A 24,484-nucleotide genomic window follows, 5' to 3' on the forward strand; every position below is an offset into this window, starting at 1 on the left:
ATGTCAGTTTTCCAGATCGTCCGGCATACTCCGCACAAGGCCACACGGATCGCCGGGACTGATCAGGCGGGCTCGCGCTCGCGCAGCCGCTGGCTGACCACCTGCGTCACACCGTCCCCGCGCATCGACACGCCGTAGAGGGCGTCGGCGATCTCCATCGTGCGCTTGTTGTGCGTGATGACGATGAGCTGCGAACTCTGCCGCAACTCCTCGAACAGCATCAGCAGCCGCTGCGTGTTCGTGTCGTCGAGGGCGGCCTCCACCTCGTCCATCACGTAGAACGGCGACGGCCGCGCCTTGAAGATGGAGATCAGGAACGCCACCGCCGTCAGCGACCGCTCGCCGCCCGACAGCAGCGAGAGCCGCTTGACCTTCTTGCCCGGCGGCCTGGCCTCCACCTCGATGCCGGTGGTGAGCAGGTCGTCGGGCTCGGTGAGGATCAACCGGCCGTCACCCCCGGGGAAGACCCTGCCGAAGATCTGCTCGAACTCGCGGGCCACGTCCTCGAAGGCCGACCCGAACATCTCCTGCACCCGGTCGTCGACCTCCTTGACCACCGTCATCAGGTCGCGCCGGGTCTTCTTCAGGTCCTCCAGCTGCGAGGTGAGGAAGGCGTGGCGTTCCTCCAGCGCCGCGAACTCCTCCAGCGCCAGCGGGTTGACCTTGCCCAGCTGGTGCATCTGCCTCTCGGCCGCGCGGGCGCGCTTCTCCTGCTCCTCGCGCACGTACGGCACGGGCGGGTCGCCGGGCACCGGGGCCTCGGGGCCGTACTCGGAGATCAGCGCCTCCGCGTCGACGCCGAACTCGTCCATCGCCCGCTGCTCCAGCTGCTCCAGCCGGAGCCGCTGCTCGGTGCGGGCGACCTCGCTGCCGTGCACCCGGTTGACCAGTTTGTCCAGCTCCTGGCCGAGCTCACGGACGCGCACGCGTACCTGCTTGAGCTCGGCGTCGACGGCGACCCTGGTCAGGTCCGCCTCGTCACGCTCGGCGGCGGCGAGCCCGATGGACGCCGTCAGGGCGGCGAGCACCCGCTGCGCGCCCTTGCTGACGGCCTCGGCGACCGCTGCCTGCTGCCTGCGCCTGGCCCGCTGAGCGGCAGCCTGGGCGCGTTCGTGGCGCTCCCGCCGCGCGGCCTGGACGAGTCCGTCCGCCCGGCCCTCGATGCCCTTGACGCGCTCCTCCGCGGTTCGGACCCGCAGGCGGGTCTCCACCTCGCGCTGCCTGGCCGTCTCGCAGGCGGCGGCCAGCTCCTCCCGCGCCTCGGTGGTCGGCTCGGTCTCCAGCTCCTGGGAGTATTCGGCCTCCGCCAGCCGGATCTCCAGCTCGGCCAGCTCCTCCAGCCCATCGGCGCGGGCCTCCTGGGCGGCGGTGACGCTCCGGCCCAGCCGTTCGGCCTCCTGGTGGGCGGCGTCGGCGGCGGCTTCGAGCTGCGCCAGCCGTCTGGCCGCCGCGGCGCCCCGCTGGTCGGCCTCCCGTTGCCGCGCCCTGACCTGGTCCAGCGCGCCCTGGGCCGAGCTGAGCCCCGCCTGGGCGGTGCTGACGGCCGCCTGCGCCTCGCTCACCCGAGCCTGCGCCGCCTCCACGGCCGCCTGCGCGGCCTGCTCGGCGGCGACCGCCTCGTCGTAGGCGACCGCCGTCCGCTCGGCCGTCGCCTCGGCGTCCGCGAGGTCGGCGACCGCGTCGTCGAGCGCCGCGCGCACCTGGAGCACGGACGTGCCGCCCTCCGAGCCGCCGCTGGCGACCCGGGCGCCGACGAGGTCACCCCGGGTGGTCACGGCACGCAGCTCGGGACGGCCCTCGACGACCTGCCGGGCGGTGTCAAGATCGGCCACCACCACGACACCGGCCAGCACCTGCTCCACGACCGGCCGCAACCGCTCAGGAACACTCACCAGCTCGACCACCCACCGCCCACCTCCCGGCGCACTCCCGAACCCCCCAGACCCGGCGGCAGGAGAGGTGGTGGGAGTGCCGGGGGCGGGAGAGGGCGGGGTGGCTACGAGGAGGGTCGCTTGGCCGGCGTCCTTCGCGCGGAGGAGCTCCAGGGCGTCCACGGCGGTGCCGACGGACGTGACGGCGATCGATTCGGCGAGCGGGCCGAGGACGGCGGCCACGGCCGGCTCCGCGCCGGGGACCACCTGCAAGGAGGCGGCCAGCGGGCCGAGCACTCCGGCGAGGTCGGCCTCCAGCAGGGCGGCGCCGCCGTCGCCCTTGGCCAGCCCCAGCTCCAGCGCGTCCCGGCGGGCTCGCAGGGCCGCCACGGCTCGCTGCGCCTCCTGGTCGGCCGCTCGGGCCGTATTGACTCCCGACCTGGCGGCCTGGAGGGCGGCGCGAGGCGCGTCGAGCGCCGCCTTGACCTCCTCGACGGCCGCGCGGGTCTCGTCGGCGACCAGTTTGGCCTCCTCGACCAGCCCCTGCGCGGCGGCGAGCTCCCCGGCCAGCGCGGGATCGGCGGCGGGCTCCTCCAGCCGCTCCGCCTCCAGGTCCTCGCGGGCGCGCCGCTCCCGCTCGACTGCCTCGGCGACCGCCCGCTGCAGGCGGCCGATCTCCTCCTCGGCGGCACGCGACCTGCTGCGTACGGAGTCCACCTGGCCGCGCAGCTTGGCCAGGCCCTCACGCCGGTCGGCGGCGGCCCTGGCGGCCATCGCGAGCCGGCGCTCCTCGGCGGCCAGCGCGGACTCGGCCTCGGCCCGCCGCTCGACGGCCTCCTCCAGCAACTCCTGGGCCTGCTCCAGCTCGGCCCGCAGGATCAGCTCGCGCTCGCGGACCTCGGCGGCCTCGCGCTCCAGCTCTTCGGGGTCGCGGCCCCGGCGCTCGATGGACGCGGCGTCGACGGCGTGGCGGTGGCGCTCGGCGGCGAGCTGCTCAAGGCCGGTGATGCGCTCGCGCAGGGAGGACAGCCGGAAGTAAGTCTCCTGGGCGGCGGCCAGGCGGGGCTGCGTCTCGGCCTCGGCGGCCTCCAGGGCGGCCTCACGCTGCTGCCCCTCGGCCAGCCCGGCCTCCACGGCGGCGCGCCTGGACAGGATGGCGGCCTCGTCGGCGGCCTCGCGCCGCAGGGTGACGCGCAGGATGCCGACGTCGTCGGCCAGCAGCCGCAGCCGGGCGTCGCGCAGGTCCGCCTGGATGACGGCCGCCTTGCGGGCGATCTCCGCCTGGCGGCCGAGCGGCTTGAGCTGGCGGCGCAGCTCGGTGGCGAGGTCCTGGACGCGGGTCAGGTTGGCCTGCATCGCGTCCAGCTTGCGCAGCGCCTTCTCCTTGCGCTTGCGGTGCTTGAGCACGCCGGCGGCCTCTTCGATGAAGGCCCTGCGGTCCTCCGGGCCCGCGTGGAGGACGGCGTCGAGCTGCCCCTGGCCGACGATGACGTGCATCTCGCGGCCGATGCCGGAGTCGGAGAGCAGCTCCTGGATGTCGAGCAGGCGGCAGGTGTCGCCGTTGATGGCGTATTCGCTCTGGCCCGACCTGAACATCAGCCGGCTGATCGTGACCTCGGTGTAGTCGATCGGCAGCGCGCCGTCGGAGTTGTCGATGGTCAGCGTCACCTCGGCCCGGCCCAGCGGCGGCCGGGAGGAGGTGCCGGCGAAGATGACGTCCTCCATCTTGCCGCCGCGCAGCGACTTGGCGCTGTGCTCGCCCATGACCCAGGCCAGGGCGTCGACGACATTGGACTTGCCGGAGCCGTTGGGGCCGACGACGCAGGTGATCCCCGGCTCGAAGCGCAGGGCGGTCGCCGAGGCGAAGGACTTGAATCCGCGCAGGGTGAGGGTCTTCAGATACACGCACGGACCCCCTTCTCCCTGGACGGACTCCGGAAAAGACTACTGGTCCCGACCGTCAATCGCTGGCGGCCGTGGCGGAGTCCGCGCCGAGAGACGCGAAAAGGCCCGATACTTGTTCGAATCAGCACAAATAACAAGGGACGCCTCGTCGAGACGTCCCTGGATCTTGCGCTCCGATCACTCTCAGGTGAGTGCCGGCTCGCGCTCCTGCATTCGGCTGAGAGCCTCATCGCGGGTTTGCGCCGCAAGAGCGTCATTGTGGGCCTGAAGTCGGATGAGTTCTGCCTCCAGATCACGGATACGCTGCTGCAACCGGCGCATCTCCGAGACCATTCGAGGATCAGGACCGCCGACGTGGCCGAGTAGAGCCTTCGCCATGGTAAAGGGTCCTCCACGCTGAGTGACCAGACTGGTTCGCGCACTTCTTATTCCGCGGGAGGGGTGCGCGTGGTACCTAACAAGAGTCGCACCGGCGGTGTGGGCGGTCAAGTCGAACAACCGCTGATGCCCCACACCAGGCACTCCCGACATACAACTATACCCTATTTGAGGCGTTTATCGAAAGCGGCTACCGTTCGACAAAACCGCCCAAACTACCTCGGGGTTCGCTCCAACGTTCCACTACTCCATCGACTTTCCCCGGCGTGTCGCAACCTCTCAGCAGGTCAAGCAGCTTGACGCACGCCTGCCTGGGGCCCTCCGCGACCACCTCCACCCGGCCGTCCTCGGTGTTCCTGGCCCATCCTGCCAGGCCGAGCTCCAGCGCCCGTGCCCTGGTCCACCATCGGAAGCCCACCCCCTGGACGTGGCCCCGCACCCAGGCCGTCATCCGGATGTCCTCGCTGTCCTGCGGCATTGGATCTCCCGCTCGGTCTCACGCCACCAGGGCGGCCGCCCCCACCGCGTGTCGGGCCGCCGCCTCGTCGAACGCCCGGATCGCCGCCGTCTCCGCCGACTTCACCCAGGCCAGACCGAGGATAGACGGAGGCAGCCCCGCGACGGGGACGAAGCTGACGTCAGGACGGGTGTGATGAGCCGCCGTGGGAGTGCAGAACAGCATGCCGCCCCGGCCGAGCGCCACCTGGGTCAGGCCCTCCTGACTGGTGGCGACCCTGCCCGCCAGGGGAATGGGACGACCGGAAGGCGTGACGGAGGGTGTGACCCGTTCCCGCCAGGCGAGCGGCGCCGGGCCCTCCAGGCCGATCAGGGGCAGGGACGCCAACTCCTCGGCGCCGATGCCCGCCCGGCCGGCCAGCGGGTGCCGGGTGGAGACGCCGAGCTGGTAGGCGACCCGGTTCAGCCCACCACCCGTCACCAGGTCGGGCTCGTCCACCGGCAGCAGGGTGAACGCGACGTCCACGTGGCCGGCCCGCAGCTTGCCGAACGGGTCGGAGAGCGGGATCTCCACCAACTCGACCGCGCACTCCGGATGGCGGCTCTCGAAGGCCCGTACGCTGCCCGTGACGACGTCCGTGGGCGTGGACAGGAAACCGACCCTGATCACGCCTGTCACGTCGCGGGCGGCGGCCTTCGCCCGGCTCACCGCGCTCGCCAGCCCGTCGAGGGAGGGCCGCAGGTCGGCCAGGAAACGCTCGCCGAGCGGGGTGAGACGCACCTGCCTGCTGCTCCGCTGGAAGAGCCGGCCGCCGATCCTGGTCTCCAGCGAGCGGATGAGCTGGCTCACCCGGCCGGGCGACAGATAGAGGCGCTCCGCCGTACGCGCGAAGTGAAGTTCCTCACTGAGGATGACGAAGCACTCCAGCTCCCTGAACTCCATCGGCGCCTCCGGTCGATCGCTTAGCCTGCCTAAACCAAGCCTTCGCGCTTCGCCGTTGTTCCCGACGGCGGAAGTCAGAAGGCTGAGGCGCATGACCACCTCTGACGTTCTGACCGGCGCGCGGGCGCGCTGGCTCGCCGTGACCTCGGTCGCGGCGGGCACCTTCACCATCGTGACCAGCGAGATGCTGCCCGTCGGCCTGCTGACCTCGATCGCGTCCACCTTGGAGGTGTCCGACGGCACGGCCGGGCTGATGATGTCGGCTCCCGGCCTGGTGGCCGCCGTCTCCGCGCCCGTGCTGGCGGTCACCACCCGCCGGCTCGACCGGCGCGTCACGCTGCTCGCGCTGATGGCGTTGCTGGCGGTGGCCAACCTGGCGGGCGCGCTCGCCCCGAACTACGCCGTCATGCTGATCGCCCGGCTGCTGACCGGGGTGAGCATCGGCGGGTTCTGGGCCATCGCGGCCGGCCTGGGCGTGCGGTTGGTGCCCGCACGGTTGGTGGGACGGGCGACCTCGATCATCTTGGCCGGTGTGTCCGTGGCGTCGGTGCTGGGGGTGCCCGCGGCGACGTTCCTCTCGTCGTTCGCGGGGTGGCGCACCGCGTTCGCCGCCATGGGCCTGGCAGCCCTGGCCCTGCTCGCGCTCCTGTTCGCGACCCTCCCAGCGCTACCGGGCGAACCTCCCGCCCGCACGCCCGAGCCTCCCGCCCGCACGCCCGAGCGGCCCGCCCGCACGCCCGAGCGGCCCGCCCGCACCTCCGAGCGGCTTCTCCCGACGTCCGGGCCGCTGGAGGACCGTACAGACGCTCAGAGGCCGGACGGGCATCTGGCGTGGCTCTCGCGTCCCCTCAAGGTCATCCTCGTCCTCACCGTGCTGACGGTGTCCGGCCACTTCGCGGCCTACACCTACCTCCGGCCGTTCATGGAGCAGGTCTCGCACGCGGGTCCCGCTCTCATCAGCACCGCCCTTCTCCTGTACGGCGCGGCGGGCGTGGTGGGCAACTTCGCCGCGGGCGCCCTGGCGGCCAGGAGCCCCCGGGCGGTACTGATCACCCTGGCCGCCCTCATGGCCCTGTCCATGGCGGTACTGCCGATGACCGGCGTGTCCCCCATGGGCCCGTCCGTGACCGACCAGCCCTCGATGGGCCAGCCCCCCACAGACCTGCCCCTGGCCGGCCAAACCCCCACTTTTTTGTCCCAGGCCGATCAAACCCCCATCTTTTTGTCCCTGGCCCTGCTTGTGATCTGGGGGCTCGGTTACGGCGGTGTCGGAGTCTCGCTGCAGCTGTGGATCATGCGGTCGGGTGGCGGCGAGATGGGCACGGCACTGTTCGTGAGCGCGTTCAACGTCTCCATCGCACTCGGCGCGTTCGCCGGCGGCCGGGTCGTGGACGGCGTGTCGACCTCTGCGGTGATGTGGCTGGGAGCGGCTCTCGCCGTGGTCAGCGGGATCGTCGCTGGCATCTGGGGCAGAAGTATGACGACCGGTTCATGAACGCCTCACGCCGGATCGGGGCGCCGCACCGGGAGCACGGCAGGTCGCGGCGGCCGTACGCCTCAAGGGAGCGGTCGAAGTAGCCGCTCTCGCCGTTGACGTTCACGTACAGGCTGTCGAAGGAGGTGCCGCCCTGCTGGAGGGCGGCGCCCATGACGGCGCGCACGGCGGCGAGCAGCTCGGCGATCTTCCGGGTGGTGAGTGTCTGGGTCGGGCGGGACCAGTGGAGGCGCGCGATCCACAACGCCTCGTCGGCGTAGATGTTGCCGACGCCGCTGATCAGTGACTGGTCGAGCAGCGCCCGCTTGATCTCGGTGCGCTTGGCCCTGAGCCTGCGGGTGAACTCGGCCTCGTCGAACGCTTCCTCGAACGGGTCGGGGGCGATGTGCGAGATCGGCTCCGGCACGCCGCCGGTCAGGGCGGTGAGCATGACGTGACCGAAGGTGCGCTGGTCCACGAAGCGCAGGTCCGGGCCGCCGTCCTCGAAACGGAGGCGGACCCGTAGATGCTTCTCCAGCGGCGAGTCCTGGTCCACGACCAGCAGCTGACCGCTCATCCCCAGGTGGGCCAGAAGAGCCTCTTCGGCCCCCGACAGCGGGAGCCACAGGTATTTGCCACGGCGCTCGGCGGACAGCACCGTGCGGCCCTTGAGCCGCGCGGTGAACTCGTCGGCACCCGGCACGTGACGCCTGATGGCGCGCGGGTGCAGCACCTCGGCGGAGGCGATCTCACGGCCGATGACCCACTGCGCGAGACCACGCCGGACAACCTCGACTTCCGGCAATTCAGGCAAACCAAGACCTCACTTCGGACGCCGCCCGCCAGTCCTTCGTCGCTCAGCCCGTCGGCTGGCTCTCGCGCTCCTCGCGGCGGGCCCTGATGCGCGTCCACGCCGCCTCGGCCGCCTGCTGCTCGGCCTCCTTCTTGCTGCGCCCTGTCCCGTCACCGTAGGACTCGCCGCCCACCCGCACCACGGCCGTGAAGGACTTGGCGTGGTCGGGGCCGCTCTCCTCGACGTGGTATTCGGGCACGCCGAGCGCCTCGGAGGCGGTCAGCTCCTGCAGCGAGGTCTTCCAGTCAAGCCCGGCGCCCAGTGAGGCCGAGCGGACGATCAGCGGGTCGAACAGCACGTGGACGACCCGGAACGCCTCGTCGAGGCCCTTGTCGACATAGACGGCGCCGATCAGCGCCTCCAGCGTGTCGGCCAGGATCGAGGACTTGTCGCGCCCGCCCGTGCCCTCCTCGCCCCTGCCGAGCCGCATGAACCGGCCCAGGCCCAGCTCGCGCGCCACGTCGGCGAGGGCGCGCATGTTGACCACCGCGGCCCGCAGTTTGGCGAGCTGCCCTTCGGGCAGGTCGGGGTGGTTGCGGTAGAGGGTGTCGGTGACCACCAGGCCCAGCACCGAGTCGCCGAGGAACTCCAGGCGCTCGTTGGTGGGCAGGCCGCCGTTCTCATAAGCGTAGGAGCGGTGCGTCAGCGCCCGCTCCAGGATGTCGGGGTCGAGCACGACCCCCAGCACTCGCTCAAGCTCGTCTCTGGCGACCTCGACGGCCACTGGCTTAGGACCTGCGCCCACGTCTTTCCTCCTCAGACATCTTCACCTGACGTGACGGCTGCGGAAGATGCCCGAAAACGTGGTGGGCGTCGGGGGAACATAGCCCCGGCGTCCACCACGGCCGCGGGCGAGACCGCCACCGCACGCACCTGAAACGGTAACGCCGACCGGGGCACAATGGCACCCGGTCGGCATCACGTCAACTCGCGAGATCAGGCGGACGGCTCAATGACCTGACGACGGTTGTAGGTGCCGCAGGTGGGGCACGCGATGTGCGGCTGCTTAGGCGAACGGCACTGCGGGCAGCTCACCAGGGCGACAGCAGTCGTCTTCCACTGGGAGCGACGGGCGCGGGTGTTGCTCCGCGACATCTTTCGCTTCGGGACGGCCACGTCACTTCTCCTGATCGTTATCGTTCTCGGTAACCAGACCTTGCAACGACGCCCATCGGGCGTCGATCTTCTCGTGCCGGTGATCTTCGCCGGCCTCGGCCAGCTTGATCCCGCACTCCGTGCAGAGCCCGGGGCAGTCGTCGCCGCACACAGGGCTCAACGGCAGTGCGAGCACCACCGCGTCGCGGAATGTCGGCTCGAGGTCGAGCAGATCTCCGTCGAGCAGTGAATCATCCTCCGAGGCGTCCTCGTCGGAGTAGAAGAACAGCTCTTGCAGGTTGACCTCGATATCGGAGGTCAACGGGTCAAGGCACCGCGCGCACTCCCCGGTGAGCGGGGCCTGCGCCGTGCCCGAGACGAGCACGCCTTCCATCACTGCTTCGAGCCGAAGGTCCAGCTCGACTTCGGCATCCTTGGGGACACCGATCATGTCGACGCCGAGATCCGCCGGTGCCGGGAGGGACAGGGTGATCTCTCGCATTGTGCCCGGCCGCTTTCCCAGGTCGTGAGTGGAGATCACCCAAGGGGAGCGGGGGTTGAGGTGCTGAGTCATCCTGCTCTCGCTAGGCATGGCGAGTTAGTCGCCGTCGTACAAGGCCGAAATGAAAGGATACCAGGTCGTCGTCAGCCCCTGAGCCGCTCGATGAGCAGCGTGTGCACCAGGTCAGGGACGAGACCCGACACGTCCCCACCATAACGGGCGATCTCCTTCACCCGGCTGGAGGACAGGAACGAGTACTCGGGGTTGGTCGGCATGAACAGCGTCTCCACGCCGGACAGCCGGTAGTTGAGCTGCGCCATCTGCAACTCGTAGTCGAAGTCGCTGACGACCCTGATCCCCTTGACGATCGCCGGGATCTCGTTCTGCTTGCAGAAGTCGACCAGCAGGCCGTGAAACTTCCTGACCTTGACGTTCGCATACTCCTTGGTCACGGTCTGGAGCATCTCGATCCGCTCGTCGACGGTGAAAAGGCTACTTTTCTCGACATTGATGAGTACGGCCACCGTCACCTCGTCGTACAACCGGGCGGCCCGGCCGATGATGTCGAGATGACCGTTGGTGATGGGGTCGAACGACCCCGGGCAGACAACGCGCCGCAAAACGCCTCCCAGGTCTACGAGCGGTCCACGGATACTCCGGCCGCGCGACCGTACCAAACGGACGCTTCGCCATATCTGCGGACCCTCTCTTCAACATAACCTTCAGGCCATATCAGCGGCTTTCCCCTGCTTTCCCTCTCGAAAGCCACCAGAGCACCATCAACTAGCCAGCCGCCGTCCCGCAACCGCGCCAGCACCCCGGCCACCTCGTCGTCGGAGACGGCGTACGGCGGATCGGCGAACACGATGTCGAACGCCTCCATCGGCGGCCCGTCCCCCGGCCGGCCCGCCGGCCCCCTGCTCAGGAAGCGCTCCACCTTGTCGGCCACCACCTCGGCCTCGCCCAGGTCCAGCGCCCTGACGTTCGTCCTGATCGTCCGCACGGCCTTCGCGTCGGACTCGACCATCACCGCGCACGCCGCCCCCCGCGACAGCGCCTCCAGCCCGACTGCCCCTGAACCCGCGTACAGGTCCAGCACCCGAGCCCCCCGGAGCCCGTACAGGGAGTCGAGCGTCAAGAAGATCCCTTCTCGCGCCCTGTCACTGGTCGGCCTGGTCCCGCGCCCCGGCGGCACCTCCAGCCGTCGCCCACCTGCGCTCCCCGCGATGATCCGAGTCATGTCGGCCATTGTTCCGCATAACGACGCAGGTCAAGAGTGGACAAGTGTCGGCCTCGACTGCGCAAGGGTGATTCACATTGCCCGGCCGAGTCAGCAAGATGAGGTCTGCGGCCTTCGAGGTGACCCAGATGAAGGCCGACCGGCGTGATCGTGAGCCCTTCCGCACGCCGGTTCCCTCGGCACCTGACCCGAGGGTGGGCCCAGCCGGGGACGGCATTCGGGGGGAGGCCGTCCCCGCGGCTGGGCCCTTCACAAGATTCCCGGCCCACCGCGACCAGCACCCCGCCACCGGCCAGCGCCCCACCGCGAATCAGCACCCCGCCACCGCCCGGCCGCCCCACCGCGAATCAGGACTCCGCGACCGCCCGGCCCGCCGATCCGTTCCTCACGAGCACCCCGCCCACCGGACTCAGCCTTTCGCGAGCGCGCGGCGCACTGGAGTCGCGAGCGCGCGGCGCACTCGGCTCAGGGTCTCGCGGGCGTTGGGCCCGGCCGGGTCGGGGCTTCGCGCATGATCGGCCGGGTCAGGCCTTTTCGAGGTAGGCGGTCAGGTCTTTTCGAGGTATTCGGCTCGCTCGTCCTCCAGCAGCCGGCCGATCTCCGCGCGGAGCGCCTCATGGGAGGTCAGCGCCGGGTCGTCGGCCAGGAGGGCCGCGGCCTCGTCGCGGGCGGTGGCGATGACCTCCTCGTCGCGCAGGAGCTGCAGCATCTTGAGCGACGACCGCTTGCCCGACTGGGCCGCCCCCAGCACGTCACCCTCGCGACGCTGCTCCAGGTCCACCCTCGACAGCTCGAACCCGTCCAGCGTGGCGGCCACCGCGTCGAGGCGGGCCCGCGCCGGGGTGCCCGCGGGGAAGTCGGAGACCAGCAGGCACAGGCCCGGCAGCCCGCCTCGGCCGACCCGGCCGCGGAGCTGGTGAAGCTGGGAGACGCCGAAGCGGTCGGCGTCCATGATGATCATCACGGAGGCGTTGGGGACGTCGACGCCCACCTCGATGACGGTGGTGGCGACCATGATGTCCAGCTCGCCCCGGGTGAAGGAGCGCATCACGGCGTCCTTCTCCTCCGGCGGCAGCTTGCCGTGCAGGACTCCCAGGCGCAGATCCTGGAAGGGCCCCTCGGACAACAGCTCCGCCACGTCGAGGACGGCGAGCGGCGGACGGCGGTCCTCCTCGCCGGAGCCGGCGGCGGCCAAATCTCCCTCGTCGCCCTCCAGGTCGCCGATGCGGGGACAGACGATGTACGCCTGCCGGCCCAGGGCGACCTCCTCCCGGACCCGCTCCCAGGTGCGCTCCAGGAAGTGTGGCTTCTCGGCGGCCGGGACGACGTGGGTGGTGATGGGCGCGCGCCCCGAGGGGAGCTGCGAGAGCGTGGAGACCTCCAGGTCGCCGAAGACCGTCATGGCGACCGTACGCGGGATCGGCGTGGCGGTCATGACCAGGACGTGCGGCCGGGTCTCGCCGGCTTTCTCGCGCAGCGCGTCACGCTGCTCCACCCCGAAGCGGTGCTGCTCGTCCACGACCACGAGCCCCAGGTCGGCGAACTGGACGTGCTCCTGGAGCAGGGCGTGCGTGCCGACGACGATGCCGGCCGTCCCGGAGGCGGCGTCGAGCAGGGCGGAGCGCCGGGCGGCGGCGCCCATGGAGCCGGTGAGCAGGGTGACCGCGGTGCCGCCGAACATGCCTCCCTGGGCGAGGTCGCCCAGCATGCCGGTGATCGAGCGGTGGTGCTGCTGGGCGAGCACCTCGGTGGGGGCGAGCAGGACGGCCTGCCCGCCCGCGTCGACCACCTGGAGCATGGCGCGCAGCGCGACCACGGTCTTGCCCGCCCCGACCTCGCCCTGCAGCAGCCGGTGCATCGGATGCTCCAGCGCCAGGTCGGCGGCGATCTCCACGCCCACCTCGGCCTGGCCCTCGGTGAGCTGGAACGGCAGCCGGGCCTCGAAGTCGGCCAGCAGCCCGTCGCCCCTGAGCGGGCGCGGCTTGGCGGGCCAGGCCGTCGCCGCCTGCCTGCGCCGCAGCAGCACGGCCTGCAGCACGAAGGCCTCGTCGAACTTCAGCCGCTTGCGGGCCCGCTGGACGTCGCCGAAGTCCTTCGGCCGGTGGATGGCCACCAGGGCGTCGCCCAGCTCGGGGAGGCCGTGGCGGGAGCGCAGCTCGGCGGGCAGCGAGTCGTCGAGCGGGCCGAGCGTGTCGAGCACGACGCCGACGGCCCGCCGGATCGCCCACGGTGTGAGGTCCTTGCCCGCCGGATAGATGGGCACCGGAGCCGCCGCGAACTCCTCGACGGCCGCCTCGCTCTCCTCGAACAGCTCGAACTCGGGGTGCGAGAGCTGCCAGCGCGGGCTGGTGCGCGAGCCGAACAGCCCCACCTTGCCGGCGAACATGCCGCGCCGTCCGGGCTTGAGCCGCGACTCGGCCACATGGGAGCCCTTGCCGAAGAACGACAGGTAGATCTTGTTGCCGTTGCCGTCGACGACCTCGACCTCCAGCCAGGTGCCGCCGCGATTGCGCATCGGCTTGCGCATCAGCCGGGTCACCTCGCCCACCACCGTGACGTGCTCGTCGACCTCCAGCGCGTCGAGCGAGGTCAGCTCGCCGCGCTCGGCGTAGCGCCGGGGATAGTGGCGCAACAGGTCGCCGACCGTCTCCAGGCCGAGCACACTGTGCAGCAGCTTGGCGGTCTTCGGGTCGAGCGCCTTCGTCAGGGGCTCGTCGAAACGGCTCACGGCTCTATGTTCTACCGCCTCCGACCGACAGGAACGACAGGCCGCGCTACTCGACGCCGATGAGCAGGGGGTAGCCGCCCTGCTCCCCCTCGTAGACGACCAGGTCCACGTCGGGCCGGGTGCGCCCGAGGTGCTCCTCGACGCCGGCCGCCAGCCCTGAGGGGGCGAGCGCGCCCGTCACCAGGGTCACCAGCTCGCCGCCACCCGCCACCATCCGGTCCACGACCAGCGTGGCGACGTCGTCGAGGGTCGCGCCGATCACGGCCACGTCCCCGTCGATCAGCCCGAGCACGTCGCCGGGAGCGCACAGCCCGGCGCTCGTGACGCCGTGCCGGTCGGCCACGACCAGGTGGCCGTGGCGGGTGTGGCCGGCCGCGTCGGTCATCGCCACCATGTCGTCGTCGAAGCGCCGCAACGGATCGTGTACGGCCAGCGCGGCCAGGCCCTGCACCGTGGCCTTGGTGGGCAGCACGCTCACCACGACCCCGTCCTCGCGGGCGATCTCCGCCGCGGCGGCGGCCACGGCCCCGGACCTGTCGTCGTTCGGCAGTACGGCCACCTCGTTGCCGGCCTGCCTGATGGCGGCGAGCATGGCGGCCAGGGCCGGCCGGCCGCCGGGATCTCGCCGTACGACCACCGCGCCGCACTCCTCGAACAGCGCCGCGATCCCCGCGCCCGCCGCGACGGCCACCACTCCCCTGCCGGCGTCGGCGGGGCGCGGCCGCTCGGCCAGATAGGTGATCCTGATCCGGTACGGCCGGCCCACCCGCAGCGCCGCCTCGACGGCCGGGCCGGCCTCGGCCACGTGCACATGCACGTTCCACAGTCCCTCGCCGCCGACCACCACCAGCGAGTCGCCCATCGCGTCGAGCTCCGCGCGCAGCGTGTCCACCGCCCGGTCGTCGGCGTCGAGCAGGTACATCACCTCGTAGCCCGCGCCCACCTCGGTCATCGGCGAGACCCGTGCGGTCGGCGCGGGCACGTCGTAGCGCTCGCGGTGGGCGCCGGTGATCACCGCGGCGAGCGACTCCAGCACGATCGCCAGCCCGGCGCCGCCCGCGTCCACGACGCCGCTGCGGGCCAGCACGTCGAGCTGCCCGGGGGTGCGCCGCAGCGCCGCGCGGGCCTCCTCGGCGGCCCGCCGCGCCACCTCGGCCAGCCCGCCCTCACCGCTCTGTACGGCTCCGGCGACGGCCGCCAGGACGCTCAGCACGGTGCCCTCGACCGGCCTGGCGACGCTCTGCCTGGCCAGGGCCGCGGCTCTGGCCAGACCGGCTCGCAGGTCGGAGCCGTCCTTGAGCACCTCGGCCAGCCCGCGCAGCGCCTGGCTGACGATCACCCCGGAGTTGCCGCGCGCGCCGACCAGCGCGCCGTAGGACAGCGTCTGCCACACGACCGCCGCGTCCACGTCGTCGGGCAGCGATTCGACGGCCTCGGCGGCGGAGAGCATCGTGAGGTAGAGGTTGGTGCCGGTGTCGCCGTCGGCGACCGGGAACACGTTGAGCGCGTCGATGTCGGCCCTGGCGCGGCCCAGCGCGTCGGCGGCCAGACGCGCCCAGCGCCGCACCGCGGGCGGGTCGAGAACCTCCATGTGCGCGCTCCGACCTCTCCGCATGCGCTACCGTTAAGCGAGGAGAATATCGTCGTGCCGGGCCGAGTCCAGTGCCTGGCGTGATCGGGTTCGCGTCCAGTGGTGCGGATCAGATATTCTCGTCTGGCTAGCCGGTCGTCCCGGCATGCCCTCCGCCCGACAACATCAGCGGACAGGGCTCTATCGACTGTTTTAAGGAGCGATACCGTGGCTTCCGTCTGCGATGTCTGCCGCAAGGGGCCGACCTTCGGCAACAACGTGTCCCACTCTCACCGCCGCACCCGCCGTCGTTGGAACCCCAACATCCAGACGGTGCGCGCTGTCATCGGCGGCACGCCGAAGAAGCTCAACGTGTGCACCTCGTGCATCAAGGCGGGCAAGGTCACCCGCTAGTTCCTGACTTTCGCGACAGCCCGCCGCTAACCTGGAGCGGCGGGCTTTCGTCATGCCTGCCGCCAGTCGTCTCAGGTCATGTCAGCGCCAGTCTTGTCAGCGCCGGTCTTGTCAGCGCCGGTCTTGTCAGCGCCGGCGACATCAGCGCCGGTCACATCAGCACCGGTCACGTCAGCGCCAGCGCCAGGCGTGGTCCACCGGGCCGATGCCGGCGCCGAGCGGGAAGCCGCGCCCGATGGCGCCCGTGACGTACTCCTTGGCCCTGCCGACGGCTCCCGGCACGTCCTCGCCGAGCGCGAGGTAGGAGGCGATGGCCGAGGCCAGGGTGCAGCCGGTGCCGTGGGTGTGGCGGTTGTCGAGGCGTCCGGCGCGGAAGACGTACTCCTGGACGCCGTCCGTGAGCAGGTCGACGGGCTCGCCCGGCAGGTGGCCGCCCTTGATCAGCGCCCAGGCGGGGCCGAGCTCCAGGACGGCGTCGGCGGCGCGGCGCAGGTCCCGCTCGTCCTCGACCTTGACCGAGGTGAGCTGCTCCACCTCCCACAGGTTGGGGGTGACGACGGTGGCGACCGGCAGCAGCCGCGTCCTGAGCGTCTCCACGGCCTCGGGCGCGAGCAGGGAATCGCCGTGCTTGGACACGCCGACGGGGTCCACCACGACGGGGGCGGGGTAGGCGGCGAGCGACTCGGCCACGATCTCCACCAGTGCCGGCGACGCCAGCATGCCCGTCTTGACGGCCTGTGCGCCGATGTCGCCGAGCACCGAGCCGAGCTGGGCCCGCACGGCCTCCGGCGGCAGCTCCCAGTAGCCCTGGACGCCTACGGAGTTCTGGGCGGTGACCGCGGCGATCACGCTCATGCCGTGCACGCCCAGGGCCAGCATGGTCTTCAGATCGGCCTGGATGCCCGCGCCGCCGCCGGAGTCGGATCCGGCGACGGTCAGCACGCGTGGGGGAGTCGAAACCGTCATATCCCCCATCCAACCATTCAACTAACGGCGCAGTCCCCTCCGACCAGCCCGCAGTTCGTCGGCCGGCCCGCCCTTCCGGTCGCCGCGATGGAGATCTCCGTGGACTCGCCCACGGCGATCGGGGTGGACAGGTCCACGATCAGCAGATCGCCGTCCTGCGTCCAGGTCGCGCCCTCCACGCTGAGGATCCTCCCGCGTACGGGCACCGACAGCGTGAAGGCGTTCAGCGTCCGGTCGGACGCGTTGGTGACGTCCATGGTGGCCGTGTAGGTCGCCAGGCGCTGGTTGGTCACGTTGAAGTCGACGTTCACCGAGCTGCCGGAGGAGACGCCCTGGAAGGTCTCCGTGGCTGTCGCCGTGGGCAGCGGGACATCGCCGTTGTCGGGTCTGGTCCCGCCGTCCGGGTTCAGGGAGACCTCCGTGGTGGGGGTCGCCTCGGGGGCGGGCTCCTCCTCCGTGACGTTCTCGATCGGCTCGTCGACCGGCTCCTGCGCCTGCTTCGTCTTCGTCCTGGTGGGCTTCGGCTTGGGCGTGGAGCTGGTGGTACGGCGCGGCTCCCGCGCGCTGTACGTGGCGGTCGGCTTCGGGCTCCTGGCCGGCTCGCTCTCCTCGTCCTCGACCGGCTCGTCCACCGGCTCCTCGTCCTCGACCGGCTCGTCGGCGGGTGGTTCGGAGAGCGCCGGCGCCGGCTGGTTGCTCGACTGGACGGCGGCGCAGGTGCCGCCGGGACAGTCGGCCGCCCCGCCGCCGCTCATCATCTTGACGCCCGCCACGGTGCCGCCCAGCACGACGACCACGGCGGCCACGGAGAGCAGGGCCATCCTGCCCCGGCCGCCGCCACCGGAGGGGACGTCGAGCGAGTCGGGGTCCTTCGGCGGGCCACGCCGGCCACGCCTGCGGCGCGGCTCCGGGTCGCCCTTCGTCCCATCGGACGCCTCATCGGACGGCAGGAAGCCGTTGTCCGCGTCGGCCCAGGCCGGGGCGGGCATGCTCACCATGGTCGGCTCGCCGTACACCTTGACGTCCCCCGGCTCGGGCGGACCGTCGTGACCCGGCGCATCGAACCGGCCCGTGGCCTCGTTTCCGGCCAAGTCGAACCTGGCCGTGCCGTCGTTGCCAGGTGGGTCGAACCGGCCTGTGCCGTCGTGGCCGAGCGGGTCGAACCGGCCCGTGCTCTCGGCCGCGAGCGCGTCGTAGGCGCCCGTGCTCTCCCCCGGACGCTGGTCGAACGCGGGGCGTTCGTACGCCGCCGTACGGTCCGACGAGGCGTCGAAGGGGTGATGACCGTCCGCCGCGCGCGGGTCGAACGGGCCCGGCCGGTCCATCGGGCGCGGGTCGAAGACGTCAGCACCCTGGTCGAACGGACGAGACTGCTGGTCGAACGGACCCGGCTGCTGGTCGAAGGGACCTGGCTGCTGCCCGGAGGGGCGCTGGTCGAACGGGCCGTCCTGGGGCAGTGCCCCGAGCGTCTGAGTGGCGTCGGGAGCGTCGTCCCAGGAGGCCGGGCGGACGAAGGCGCCCGTGGTCTCGAAGGGCTGCTCCGGCGCCGGGAAGGCCCTGTCGGGCCCCTGCGGGGGCGGCGCGGCGAAGGCGCCGGTCGTCTCGAACGGGTCCCGCTGCTGAGCCGGGGCGTCCGCGGCGGGAGCCCCCTTGGGCATGGGTGCCCACTGACCGGTCACTTCGACCTGGTCAGGCGGCGAAGGCCAGCCAGGCGCCTCGGCCCGCTGCCCGTCCGATGGTCCCCAGAACGAGTCGGCCTGCTGCTCCTGCGGCCCCCAAAAGGCGCTGGTGTCCCCCTCTTCACGCGCGTCTTCGGATCCACCTGTGCCGTGGCGGCCCATGGCTGCCCTTTCTTGCCGGTTACAGTTGGCCGCCAATCTTCATAACACCTTTACTACGCCTTTGTCTCATCAATCCCGGTAGTCACCCTCCAAATCGGGAAAAGATAACCCAAATCGGGACAGGTGCTTACCGAAAGTGATCCCAGCCGCCCGGCCCCGCCGCACGCCCCTCGACGTGGACCCCCTCCCCCGCCACGACCCGCCCCACGACCAGCCACGACGGCGGAAGACGCACCTCCGCTGGGAAGACCGCGGCCAGCGCGTGGTCCTCGCCACCGGTCAGGATCCAGTCGAGGGGATCGACTCCCAGCTCCTTTGCCGCAGCCGCCACCGGCTCGCCCACCTCCAGCGCCCGGGGGTCCAGCTCGATCCGCACGCCACTGGCCGTCGCGACGTGCCCGAGGTCCTGCAGCAGCCCGTCGCTCACGTCCAGCATCGCCACGGCGCCCAGCCGCGCGGCCTCGGGCCCGCAGGCGTACGGCGGGCAGGGCTGCCGGTGCCCGGCCACGGCCCGCGCCAGCTCGCCGGAGGCCACCGGCACGCCCGCCTCCAGCAGGGCCTGCCCGGCGGCGGAGCAACCCAGCCGCCCGGCGACCGCCACCACCTGCCCCGGCCGCGCCCCTGAGCGCGTCACAGGCGCCCGACCACCCAGGTCGCCCAGCGCGGTGACCCCGATGACCACCAGCTCGCTGCGGGTGATGTCACCGCCCGCCACGCTCGCCCCCACCACCGCGCACTCGTCGCCGAACCCGTCGGTCAGCGCGTCCAGCCAGGCCAGCGGCAGATCCGCGGGAATCCCCAGCCCGACCACGATGGAGGTGGGAACCGCGCCCATGGCGGCGATGTCCGCGAGGTTCTGGGCCGCGGCTTTACGACCCACGTCGTAGCCGCTGGACCAATCGCGGCGAAAGTGCCTACCCTCAAGCAACAGATCCGTCGACACCACGACGCGCCCATCAGGGGCGCTGACCATCGCGGCGTCGTCACCCGGCCCGAGCAGCACGGCCTCGCCCTGTGGCAGACGTCCGGAAATACGAGCAACTACACCGAACTCGCCGAGATCTCCGACTGTGATGACACACCTCCTGACGCACACAGGGTACGGTGGCCCTTCGGCGTGATCCAATCGCCCGGGAGGACGTAATGGTGCAGGCCTACATCCTTATTCAGACCGAGGTCGGCAAGGCCGCGGCCGTGGCGCGCGAGATCTCCGGGATCTCCGGCGTGACGCAGGCCGAGGACGTGACGGGGCCTTACGACGTGATCGTCCGCGCCGAGGCCAACAACGTCGATGAGCTGGGTAAACTCGTCGTCGCCCAGATTCAGGCCGTCGAGGGGATCACGCGGACCCTCACGTGTCCGATCGTTCATATTTAAGGTAGATCTTTCGTGCGTGCGGCCAGCCTCCTGCTCGTCCTGTTCGTGCTCGCCGGGTGCGGGAGCGCCATCCAGGTCGAGCCGCCGGTGCCCGAAGGCGAGGCGGCGGCCGCCTGTCAGCGCCTGGCCGGGCTGCTGCCCGCGACGCTCGACGGCGACGACCGGGCCGAGTCCGCCCCGCGGTCGCCGTACGTCGCGGTGTGGGGTGCGGGGACCCTCGCGCTGCGCTGCGGAGTCCCGCGGCCGCCCAGGATGGAGCCGACGGCCCAGCTGCAGGAGATCAACGGGGTGGGCTGGTTCGCCGATCCTGAGAAGCCCACCCTCTTCACCGCCGTCGCCGCCCCGGTCTACGTGGAGGTCACCGTCGGTGGCTCGCACCAGGCCGCCGACGTGCTCGCCGACCTGTCGGGCCCGATCGGCCAGGTCTCACCGCAGACCCGGTGACCGTGCCAGCGCGAGCTGGATGAGCCGGTCGACCAGGGCCGGGTACGAGAGTCCTGAGGCGGCCCAGAGCTGCGGCGCCACCGACAGCGAGGTGAAGCCGGGCATGGTGTTGATCTCGTTGAGCACCAGCCTGCCGTCGGGCGTGTAGAAGAAGTCGACCCGCGACAGCCCCTCGCACTCCAGCGCCTCGAACGCGCGCACCGCCATCGCCCGCAGCTCCTCGGCGACCTCGGCGGGGATGTCGGCGGGCACGGTCAGCGACATCTGGTCGGGGTAGTACTTGGCCTCGAAGTCGAAGAACTCCTGCCCGCCCTCCACCCGCACCTCGCCCGGGACGGACGCGGCCGGCGGATCGTCGCCGAGGGATTCGAGCACGGCGCACTCGATCTCGCGCCCGGTCATCGCCTCCTCGATCAGCACCTTGGGGTCGTGCTGCCGGGCGAACTCCACGGCCCGCTCCAGCCCGGCCCTGTCGTGCGCCTTGGAGATGCCCTGCGAGGAGCCGGCCCTGGCCGGCTTGACGAACACCGGCCAGCCGAGCTCCTCGGCCTCCTTCAGCACCCGGTCGCGGTCGAGCCGCCAGTCGCGGTCGCGGACCACCACATAGCGCCCGATCGGCAGCCCCGCGCCGGCCAGGACGGTCTTCATGTAGCCCTTGTCCATGCCGACGGCGCTGGCCAGCACGCCGGAGCCGACATAACGGACCCCGGCCAGCTCCAGCAGGCCCTGAATCGTCCCGTCCTCGGCGAACGGCCCGTGCATGACCGGGAAGACCACGTCCACCGAGCCGAGCTCCACAGGGATGCTTCCAGGGTCGTAGGCCACCAGCGGGCCGCCGCCGGTGGGCAGCGCGAGCGCCGCGCCGGAGGGGTCGACGACGGGCAGCTCCCCGGACTCGATCGCGAACCGCTGGCCGGACGCGGCGAGCACCCACCTGCCGTCCTGGGCGATCCCGATGGGGATCACCTCGTACTTGCTCCTGTCGATCGCATCCAGCACGCTGCCCGCACCCATCAGAGACACGGCATGCTCGGAATTGCGACCCCCGAAAACGACGGCGACGCGTGGCTTGCTCATGACGTCCGAATCTACCGGCGTGCCCCCGTTACAGCGAGTCAAGCACGCGGGAAGCTCGCGAATCGGCTCGTCAGATGCCATAGCGCTCGGGCTTGGGCGACCGAGACATCAGCAGCATCCCCGCCTCCGTCGGCGACATGCCGTCGTGCACGACCCCCACCACGACCTCGGTGATCGGCATCTCCACGCCGTGCTTCCTGGCCAGCTCCAGCACCGATTCGCAGGACTTGACGCCCTCGGCCGTCTGCCTGGTGGCGGCGATCACCTGCTCCAGCGTCATGCCCCGGCCGAGGTTCTCGCCGAAGGTGCGGTTGCGGGAGAGCGGTGAGGTGCAGGTGGCCACCAGGTCACCCATGCCCGCCAGGCCCGCGAAGGTGTGCGGATCGGCGCCGAGCGCCGCGCCGAGGCGGGAGATCTCCGCCAGCCCCCTGGTCATGAGCATGGCGCCGACGTTGTCGCCCATGCCCATGCCGTGCGCCACGCCCACGGCCAGCGCGATCACGTTCTTCACCGCACCGCCCAGCTCGACGCCGACCACGTCGGTGTTGGTGTAGGGACGGAACCACGGCGGCAGGTGGCAGGCCTCCTGCAGCCGCGCGGCGACGCCCTCGTCGGTGCAGGCCACCACCGAGGCGGCGGGCTGGCGCTGGGCGATCTCCTTGGCCAGGTTGGGCCCGGACACGACCGCCACCCGCTCCTGCGGCACCCCGGCGACCTCGCGGATCACCTCGCTCATCCGCTTGGTGGTGCCGAGCTCGATGCCCTTCATCAGGCTGACCAGGATGGCCTCGCGCGGGATGTGCTCGCGCCAGGCGGTGAGGTTGGCCCGCAGGGTCTGGGAGGGGACGGCGAGCACCACGAACTCGGCCCCGTCGAGCGCCTCGGCCACGTCGGTGGTCGCGCGCAGCGAGGTGGGCAGCGAGATGCCGGGCAGGTAGTCGGTGTTCATGTGGGTGCGGTCGATCGACTCGACCACTTCCCGGCGGCGCCCGTACAGGATGGTCTTGTTGCCCGCCTCGGCGAGGATCATCGCGTAGGTGGTGCCCCACGAGCCGGTGCCGAAGACTGCGGCCTTGGTCATCGTGTCACCGCTCTGTGGGGTCGTAGGGAGATTCGGGAGCCTTCTCCCCGCGCAGCTCGGCGAGCTGCGCGGTGATCGCCGCCATGATGTCGGCGGTGGCCGCCCGCAGCACGTCGGCGTGCGGGGCGCGGCCCGCGTACTTCGACAGGTCGACCGGTGGGCCGACCATGACGCGGAAGGTCTTGCGGGGCAGCGGTCTGGGCCATGTGTCTCCGTAGGGCAGCAGGTCCTGCGCGCCCCAGTGGGCCACCGGGATCACCTGAACACCGCTCTCCAGCGCCAGCCGGGCGGCGCCGGTCTTGCCCACCATCGGCCACAGCCGGGGGTCCCGGGTGCAGGTGCCCTCAGGGTAGAACAGGATCGCGCCGCCGTCGCGGAGGCGCTGGGCCGACTCCCGCAGCGATCTGGCCGCCTCGTCGCTGCCCCGGTCGACCGGGATGGCGCACAGCTCACGGACGGCGTGGCCCAGGAAGGGCACCTTGAACAGGCTGGACTTGGCCAGGATGACCGGCCAGCGATCGTGGTTGTAGAGGAAGTGCGCGAGCAGCACCGGGTCGGCCCAGGACAGGTGGTTGGTCGCGATGATGACGCCTCCGGTGCGCGGCATGCGGTCGCCACGCCGCCAGTCCTTCTTGACCAGGAGCCAGGAGAGCGGTTTCACGATCACGACAGCCAGTGTTTCCCAGAAACGCGACGGTCGCGTGCGACTCATGGTCTCCTCCAACGGCTACGGTATGCGGCTAAGTCTCCCGGTTGGCCGCCAGAGATGTCGAGGCGAGGGGAGGCGCGGGCACGGTGCCGCCCCCAATGACATCCTCCTCTTCCCGCTCCTCCTTCCCCGTAGCCGCCTCGGGCAGCGGGGATGCGCCGGGGGCCGGGCGGTGTTCGGAGGAGGGGCGGTGTTCGGAGGAGGGGGACCGCCCGCCGGCCTCCGGCACCGTGTCGCGGACCGTCCTGCCCGGACGTCCGGGCAGGACGGGGTATTCAGGCTCAAGGGAGAATCGATGAGCAACCGCTGGTCCCTGGTCATCCCGGTGAAGACGCTGGTCGCCGCGAAGACCAGGCTGGCCGCCGCCACGGGGCCGCACCGTACCCGGCTGGCCGTCGCGGTCGCCTGCGACACCGTCACCGCGGCGCTGGCCTGCCCGCCGGTCGCGCGGGTGATCGTGGTGACGGCCGACCCCGCCGCCGCGGGCCCGCTCCGCGCGCTGGGCGCCGACGTGGTCACCGACCCCGACCGCGGCCTGAACACCGCGCTGCGCACCGGGGCCGCGCACGCCGTGCGGCTGGCGCCCGGTGACGCGGTGGGCGCGCTGCAGGCCGACCTGCCCGCGCTGCGCCCGGCGGAGCTCGCCGCCGCCCTGACGGCAGCGGGCGAGTTCGACCAGTCGTTCGTGCCCGACGCGCTGGACATCGGCACGACTTTCTACGGCGTACGGCCCGGCCTGCCGTTCGTGCCCCGGTTCGGCGGCGAGTCGCGGGCCAAGCACCTGGGGGGCGGGGCCAAGGAGTTGCGCCTCGACGGCATCGACTCGCTCAGGCGCGACGTGGACACCCCCGACGACCTGCGCGCCGCCGTGGCACTCGGGCTGGGCCGGCACACGGCGGCGGTCGTCGCCGAGCTCTGGCCCGCTGGCCCGCCCGCACGCTGAGCCGTAGGCTGGTTCGCGTGCAGGCGACAGTGCGTAGTTTCGACGAGACGACCCGTTCGGGCTCGGTCTTCCTCGACGACGGGACCGTCCTGGTCTTTCCCGCGCACGCCTTCGACGCGGGCCCGCTGCGGCTGCTGCGCACCGGGCAGCGCGTCAACCTCGCGCTGACGGACGGCGAGATCACCTATGTCACGCTGTCCACTTTCCCGCTGCCATGAAGCCGGCATGAAAAAGCCCGGGCCCCGAATCGGAGCCCGGGCTTTCGCCGTCCGGTGGCTACTTCTTCTTGGCGACCTTCTTGCCGCCCGCGTTCACCAGCTCTTTGAAATCCGAGCCGGGGCGGAATTTCGGCGCCCAGCTCTCCTGGACTTTGATCTCCGCGCCGGTCGACGGGTTTCTCGCCGTCCGAGCCGGCTTGTGCACCATCTCGAAGGCGCCGAAGCCGGTGATCGAGACCTTGTCCCCGTCCGCCACTGCCTTCTGGACGGCGTCAATGATCGCGTTCACGGCCTCGGTCGCCGTTTTCCTGTCGCCCACCCGGTCTGCGATGGCGTCGACCAGTTCCCGCTTGTTCATGAATGTTCTGCTCCCCCAGTTACGGCGCGGGGTTCCAGCTC

25 protein-coding genes are annotated in these 24,484 nt (G+C 71.4%); 6 read left to right on the top strand and 19 right to left on the bottom strand.

What is annotated here, in order from left to right; genetic code table 11:
- Positions 1 to 62: 62 nt before the first annotated feature.
- The 4 genes from smc to ACIBQX_RS15980 form a co-directional block, all read right to left on the bottom strand.
- Complete coding sequence (gene smc, locus ACIBQX_RS15965; protein ID WP_397004928.1) at positions 63 to 3,776, bottom strand: chromosome segregation protein SMC; 3,714 nt, start codon at positions 3,774 to 3,776, stop codon at positions 63 to 65.
- Between the two features lie 183 nt (positions 3,777 to 3,959).
- Complete coding sequence (locus ACIBQX_RS15970; protein WP_225276852.1) at positions 3,960 to 4,154, bottom strand: hypothetical protein; 195 nt, start codon at positions 4,152 to 4,154, stop codon at positions 3,960 to 3,962.
- Between the two features lie 190 nt (positions 4,155 to 4,344).
- Complete coding sequence (locus ACIBQX_RS15975) at positions 4,345 to 4,632, bottom strand: acylphosphatase (RefSeq protein ID WP_397004931.1); 288 nt, start codon at positions 4,630 to 4,632, stop codon at positions 4,345 to 4,347.
- An 18-nt stretch (positions 4,633 to 4,650) separates the two neighbouring features.
- The gene (locus tag ACIBQX_RS15980; protein ID WP_397004933.1) at positions 4,651 to 5,553 is read right to left on the bottom strand and encodes a LysR family transcriptional regulator; all 903 of its coding nucleotides are present in this window, start codon (positions 5,551 to 5,553) and stop codon (positions 4,651 to 4,653) included.
- 91 nt (positions 5,554 to 5,644) lie between these two features.
- Here ACIBQX_RS15980 and ACIBQX_RS15985 point away from each other — a divergent pair, with 91 nt between their 5' ends.
- Positions 5,645 to 7,048, top strand: a complete 1,404-nt coding sequence (locus ACIBQX_RS15985; RefSeq protein ID WP_397004935.1) for an MFS transporter — start codon at positions 5,645 to 5,647, stop codon at positions 7,046 to 7,048.
- Here ACIBQX_RS15985 and mutM read toward each other — a convergent pair.
- The 8 genes from mutM to ACIBQX_RS16025 all read right to left on the bottom strand — a co-directional run bounded on the left by mutM (position 6,996) and on the right by ACIBQX_RS16025 (position 15,036).
- Complete coding sequence (gene mutM, locus ACIBQX_RS15990) at positions 6,996 to 7,841, bottom strand: bifunctional DNA-formamidopyrimidine glycosylase/DNA-(apurinic or apyrimidinic site) lyase (RefSeq protein WP_397004937.1); 846 nt, start codon at positions 7,839 to 7,841, stop codon at positions 6,996 to 6,998. The genes ACIBQX_RS15985 and mutM overlap by 53 nt on opposite strands.
- Positions 7,842 to 7,884: 43 nt before the next feature.
- Entirely contained in the window at positions 7,885 to 8,604 is a 720-nt protein-coding gene (gene rnc / locus ACIBQX_RS15995; RefSeq protein WP_397005439.1) for a ribonuclease III, read from the bottom strand.
- A 212-nt stretch (positions 8,605 to 8,816) separates the two neighbouring features.
- Positions 8,817 to 8,996 carry a 50S ribosomal protein L32 gene (rpmF, locus tag ACIBQX_RS16000; RefSeq protein WP_033409409.1) on the bottom strand — a complete coding sequence of 60 codons (180 nt, stop codon included), beginning with the start codon at positions 8,994 to 8,996 and terminating at the stop codon, positions 8,817 to 8,819.
- A gap of 1 nt (position 8,997) precedes the next feature.
- Positions 8,998 to 9,549, bottom strand: coding sequence for a YceD family protein (locus ACIBQX_RS16005; RefSeq protein ID WP_397004939.1), 552 nt, complete (start codon positions 9,547 to 9,549; stop codon positions 8,998 to 9,000).
- Positions 9,550 to 9,620: 71 nt separating this feature from the next.
- Positions 9,621 to 10,097, bottom strand: coding sequence for a pantetheine-phosphate adenylyltransferase (coaD, locus tag ACIBQX_RS16010; protein ID WP_397004941.1), 477 nt, complete (start codon positions 10,095 to 10,097; stop codon positions 9,621 to 9,623).
- A gap of 14 nt (positions 10,098 to 10,111) precedes the next feature.
- The gene (gene rsmD / locus ACIBQX_RS16015; RefSeq protein ID WP_397004943.1) at positions 10,112 to 10,717 is read right to left on the bottom strand and encodes a 16S rRNA (guanine(966)-N(2))-methyltransferase RsmD; all 606 of its coding nucleotides are present in this window, start codon (positions 10,715 to 10,717) and stop codon (positions 10,112 to 10,114) included.
- A gap of 547 nt (positions 10,718 to 11,264) precedes the next feature.
- Positions 11,265 to 13,445, bottom strand: a complete 2,181-nt coding sequence (recG, locus tag ACIBQX_RS16020; protein ID WP_397004945.1) for an ATP-dependent DNA helicase RecG — start codon at positions 13,443 to 13,445, stop codon at positions 11,265 to 11,267.
- 46 nt (positions 13,446 to 13,491) lie between these two features.
- Positions 13,492 to 15,036, bottom strand: a complete 1,545-nt coding sequence (locus ACIBQX_RS16025; RefSeq protein ID WP_397004947.1) for a DAK2 domain-containing protein — start codon at positions 15,034 to 15,036, stop codon at positions 13,492 to 13,494.
- Between the two features lie 207 nt (positions 15,037 to 15,243).
- On the opposite strand from ACIBQX_RS16025, the gene rpmB reads away from it, so the two are divergent.
- Positions 15,244 to 15,429, top strand: coding sequence for a 50S ribosomal protein L28 (gene rpmB / locus ACIBQX_RS16030; protein ID WP_049556934.1), 186 nt, complete (start codon positions 15,244 to 15,246; stop codon positions 15,427 to 15,429).
- Positions 15,430 to 15,600: 171 nt separating this feature from the next.
- Here the strand turns inward: rpmB and thiD are convergent, their stop codons facing one another.
- The 3 genes from thiD to ACIBQX_RS16045 form a co-directional block, all read right to left on the bottom strand.
- Positions 15,601 to 16,404 carry a bifunctional hydroxymethylpyrimidine kinase/phosphomethylpyrimidine kinase gene (gene thiD / locus ACIBQX_RS16035; RefSeq protein ID WP_397004949.1) on the bottom strand — a complete coding sequence of 268 codons (804 nt, stop codon included), beginning with the start codon at positions 16,402 to 16,404 and terminating at the stop codon, positions 15,601 to 15,603.
- An 8-nt stretch (positions 16,405 to 16,412) separates the two neighbouring features.
- Positions 16,413 to 18,053 (bottom strand): hypothetical protein, encoded by a 1,641-nt coding sequence (locus ACIBQX_RS16040; RefSeq protein WP_397004951.1) that lies wholly within the window; start codon positions 18,051 to 18,053, stop codon positions 16,413 to 16,415.
- 310 nt (positions 18,054 to 18,363) lie between these two features.
- A complete protein-coding gene (locus ACIBQX_RS16045) occupies positions 18,364 to 19,332 on the bottom strand; it encodes a thiamine-phosphate kinase (protein WP_397004953.1) in 969 nt (322 codons plus the stop codon).
- Positions 19,333 to 19,379: 47 nt separating this feature from the next.
- Here ACIBQX_RS16045 and ACIBQX_RS16050 point away from each other — a divergent pair, with 47 nt between their 5' ends.
- Together ACIBQX_RS16050 and ACIBQX_RS16055 are read left to right on the top strand one after the other, a co-directional pair.
- Positions 19,380 to 19,613, top strand: coding sequence for an Lrp/AsnC family transcriptional regulator (locus tag ACIBQX_RS16050; protein ID WP_397004955.1), 234 nt, complete (start codon positions 19,380 to 19,382; stop codon positions 19,611 to 19,613).
- A gap of 12 nt (positions 19,614 to 19,625) precedes the next feature.
- On the top strand, positions 19,626 to 20,057 hold the full coding sequence (locus tag ACIBQX_RS16055; RefSeq protein WP_397004957.1) for a DUF3515 domain-containing protein: 432 nt from the start codon (positions 19,626 to 19,628) through the stop codon (positions 20,055 to 20,057).
- Here the strand turns inward: ACIBQX_RS16055 and ACIBQX_RS16060 are convergent.
- The 3 genes from ACIBQX_RS16060 to ACIBQX_RS16070 all read right to left on the bottom strand — a co-directional run bounded on the left by ACIBQX_RS16060 (position 20,040) and on the right by ACIBQX_RS16070 (position 22,882).
- Positions 20,040 to 21,134, bottom strand: a complete 1,095-nt coding sequence (locus ACIBQX_RS16060) for a D-alanine--D-alanine ligase family protein (RefSeq protein WP_397004959.1) — start codon at positions 21,132 to 21,134, stop codon at positions 20,040 to 20,042. The genes ACIBQX_RS16055 and ACIBQX_RS16060 overlap by 18 nt on opposite strands.
- A 70-nt stretch (positions 21,135 to 21,204) precedes the next feature.
- Entirely contained in the window at positions 21,205 to 22,215 is a 1,011-nt protein-coding gene (locus ACIBQX_RS16065; protein WP_397004961.1) for an NAD(P)H-dependent glycerol-3-phosphate dehydrogenase, read from the bottom strand.
- A gap of 4 nt (positions 22,216 to 22,219) precedes the next feature.
- Positions 22,220 to 22,882 (bottom strand): lysophospholipid acyltransferase family protein, encoded by a 663-nt coding sequence (locus ACIBQX_RS16070; RefSeq protein ID WP_397004963.1) that lies wholly within the window; start codon positions 22,880 to 22,882, stop codon positions 22,220 to 22,222.
- Between the two features lie 337 nt (positions 22,883 to 23,219).
- Between ACIBQX_RS16070 and cofC the strand changes: the two genes are divergently transcribed.
- Together cofC and ACIBQX_RS16080 are read left to right on the top strand one after the other, a co-directional pair.
- Positions 23,220 to 23,867: a 2-phospho-L-lactate guanylyltransferase gene (gene cofC, locus ACIBQX_RS16075; protein WP_397004965.1), complete on the top strand. Its 648-nt coding sequence runs from the start codon at positions 23,220 to 23,222 to the stop codon at positions 23,865 to 23,867.
- 17 nt (positions 23,868 to 23,884) lie between these two features.
- On the top strand, positions 23,885 to 24,085 hold the full coding sequence (locus ACIBQX_RS16080) for a hypothetical protein (RefSeq protein WP_397004967.1): 201 nt from the start codon (positions 23,885 to 23,887) through the stop codon (positions 24,083 to 24,085).
- Positions 24,086 to 24,143: 58 nt separating this feature from the next.
- On the opposite strand, the gene ACIBQX_RS16085 is transcribed toward ACIBQX_RS16080, so the two are convergent.
- A complete protein-coding gene (locus tag ACIBQX_RS16085) occupies positions 24,144 to 24,443 on the bottom strand; it encodes an HU family DNA-binding protein (protein WP_397004969.1) in 300 nt (99 codons plus the stop codon).
- Between the last annotated feature and the right edge of the window lie 41 nt (positions 24,444 to 24,484).

The organism is Nonomuraea sp. NPDC049714, assembly GCF_044465295.1.
In the GTDB taxonomy this organism is placed as follows: Bacteria; Actinomycetota; Actinomycetes; order Streptosporangiales; family Streptosporangiaceae; genus Nonomuraea.

What these genes read in the sequence shown, in the direction of transcription:
- ACIBQX_RS15970 (WP_225276852.1), bottom strand. Translation starts at nt 4,154, where the DNA reads ATGGCGAAGGCTCTACTCGGCCACGTCGGCGGTCCTGATCCTCGAATG.
- ACIBQX_RS15975 (WP_397004931.1), bottom strand. Translation starts at nt 4,632, where the DNA reads ATGCCGCAGGACAGCGAGGACATCCGGATGACGGCCTGGGTGCGGGGC.
- ACIBQX_RS15980 (WP_397004933.1), bottom strand. Translation starts at nt 5,553, where the DNA reads ATGGAGTTCAGGGAGCTGGAGTGCTTCGTCATCCTCAGTGAGGAACTT.
- ACIBQX_RS15985 (WP_397004935.1), top strand. Translation starts at nt 5,645, where the DNA reads ATGACCACCTCTGACGTTCTGACCGGCGCGCGGGCGCGCTGGCTCGCC.
- ACIBQX_RS16005 (WP_397004939.1), bottom strand. Translation starts at nt 9,549, where the DNA reads ATGACTCAGCACCTCAACCCCCGCTCCCCTTGGGTGATCTCCACTCAC.
- rsmD (WP_397004943.1), bottom strand. Translation starts at nt 10,717, where the DNA reads ATGACTCGGATCATCGCGGGGAGCGCAGGTGGGCGACGGCTGGAGGTG.
- ACIBQX_RS16025 (WP_397004947.1), bottom strand. Translation starts at nt 15,036, where the DNA reads ATGGAGGTTCTCGACCCGCCCGCGGTGCGGCGCTGGGCGCGTCTGGCC.
- thiD (WP_397004949.1), bottom strand. Translation starts at nt 16,404, where the DNA reads ATGGGGGATATGACGGTTTCGACTCCCCCACGCGTGCTGACCGTCGCC.
- ACIBQX_RS16040 (WP_397004951.1), bottom strand. Translation starts at nt 18,053, where the DNA reads ATGCCCAAGGGGGCTCCCGCCGCGGACGCCCCGGCTCAGCAGCGGGAC.
- ACIBQX_RS16050 (WP_397004955.1), top strand. Translation starts at nt 19,380, where the DNA reads ATGGTGCAGGCCTACATCCTTATTCAGACCGAGGTCGGCAAGGCCGCG.
- ACIBQX_RS16060 (WP_397004959.1), bottom strand. Translation starts at nt 21,134, where the DNA reads ATGAGCAAGCCACGCGTCGCCGTCGTTTTCGGGGGTCGCAATTCCGAG.
- ACIBQX_RS16065 (WP_397004961.1), bottom strand. Translation starts at nt 22,215, where the DNA reads ATGACCAAGGCCGCAGTCTTCGGCACCGGCTCGTGGGGCACCACCTAC.
- cofC (WP_397004965.1), top strand. Translation starts at nt 23,220, where the DNA reads ATGAGCAACCGCTGGTCCCTGGTCATCCCGGTGAAGACGCTGGTCGCC.
- ACIBQX_RS16085 (WP_397004969.1), bottom strand. Translation starts at nt 24,443, where the DNA reads ATGAACAAGCGGGAACTGGTCGACGCCATCGCAGACCGGGTGGGCGAC.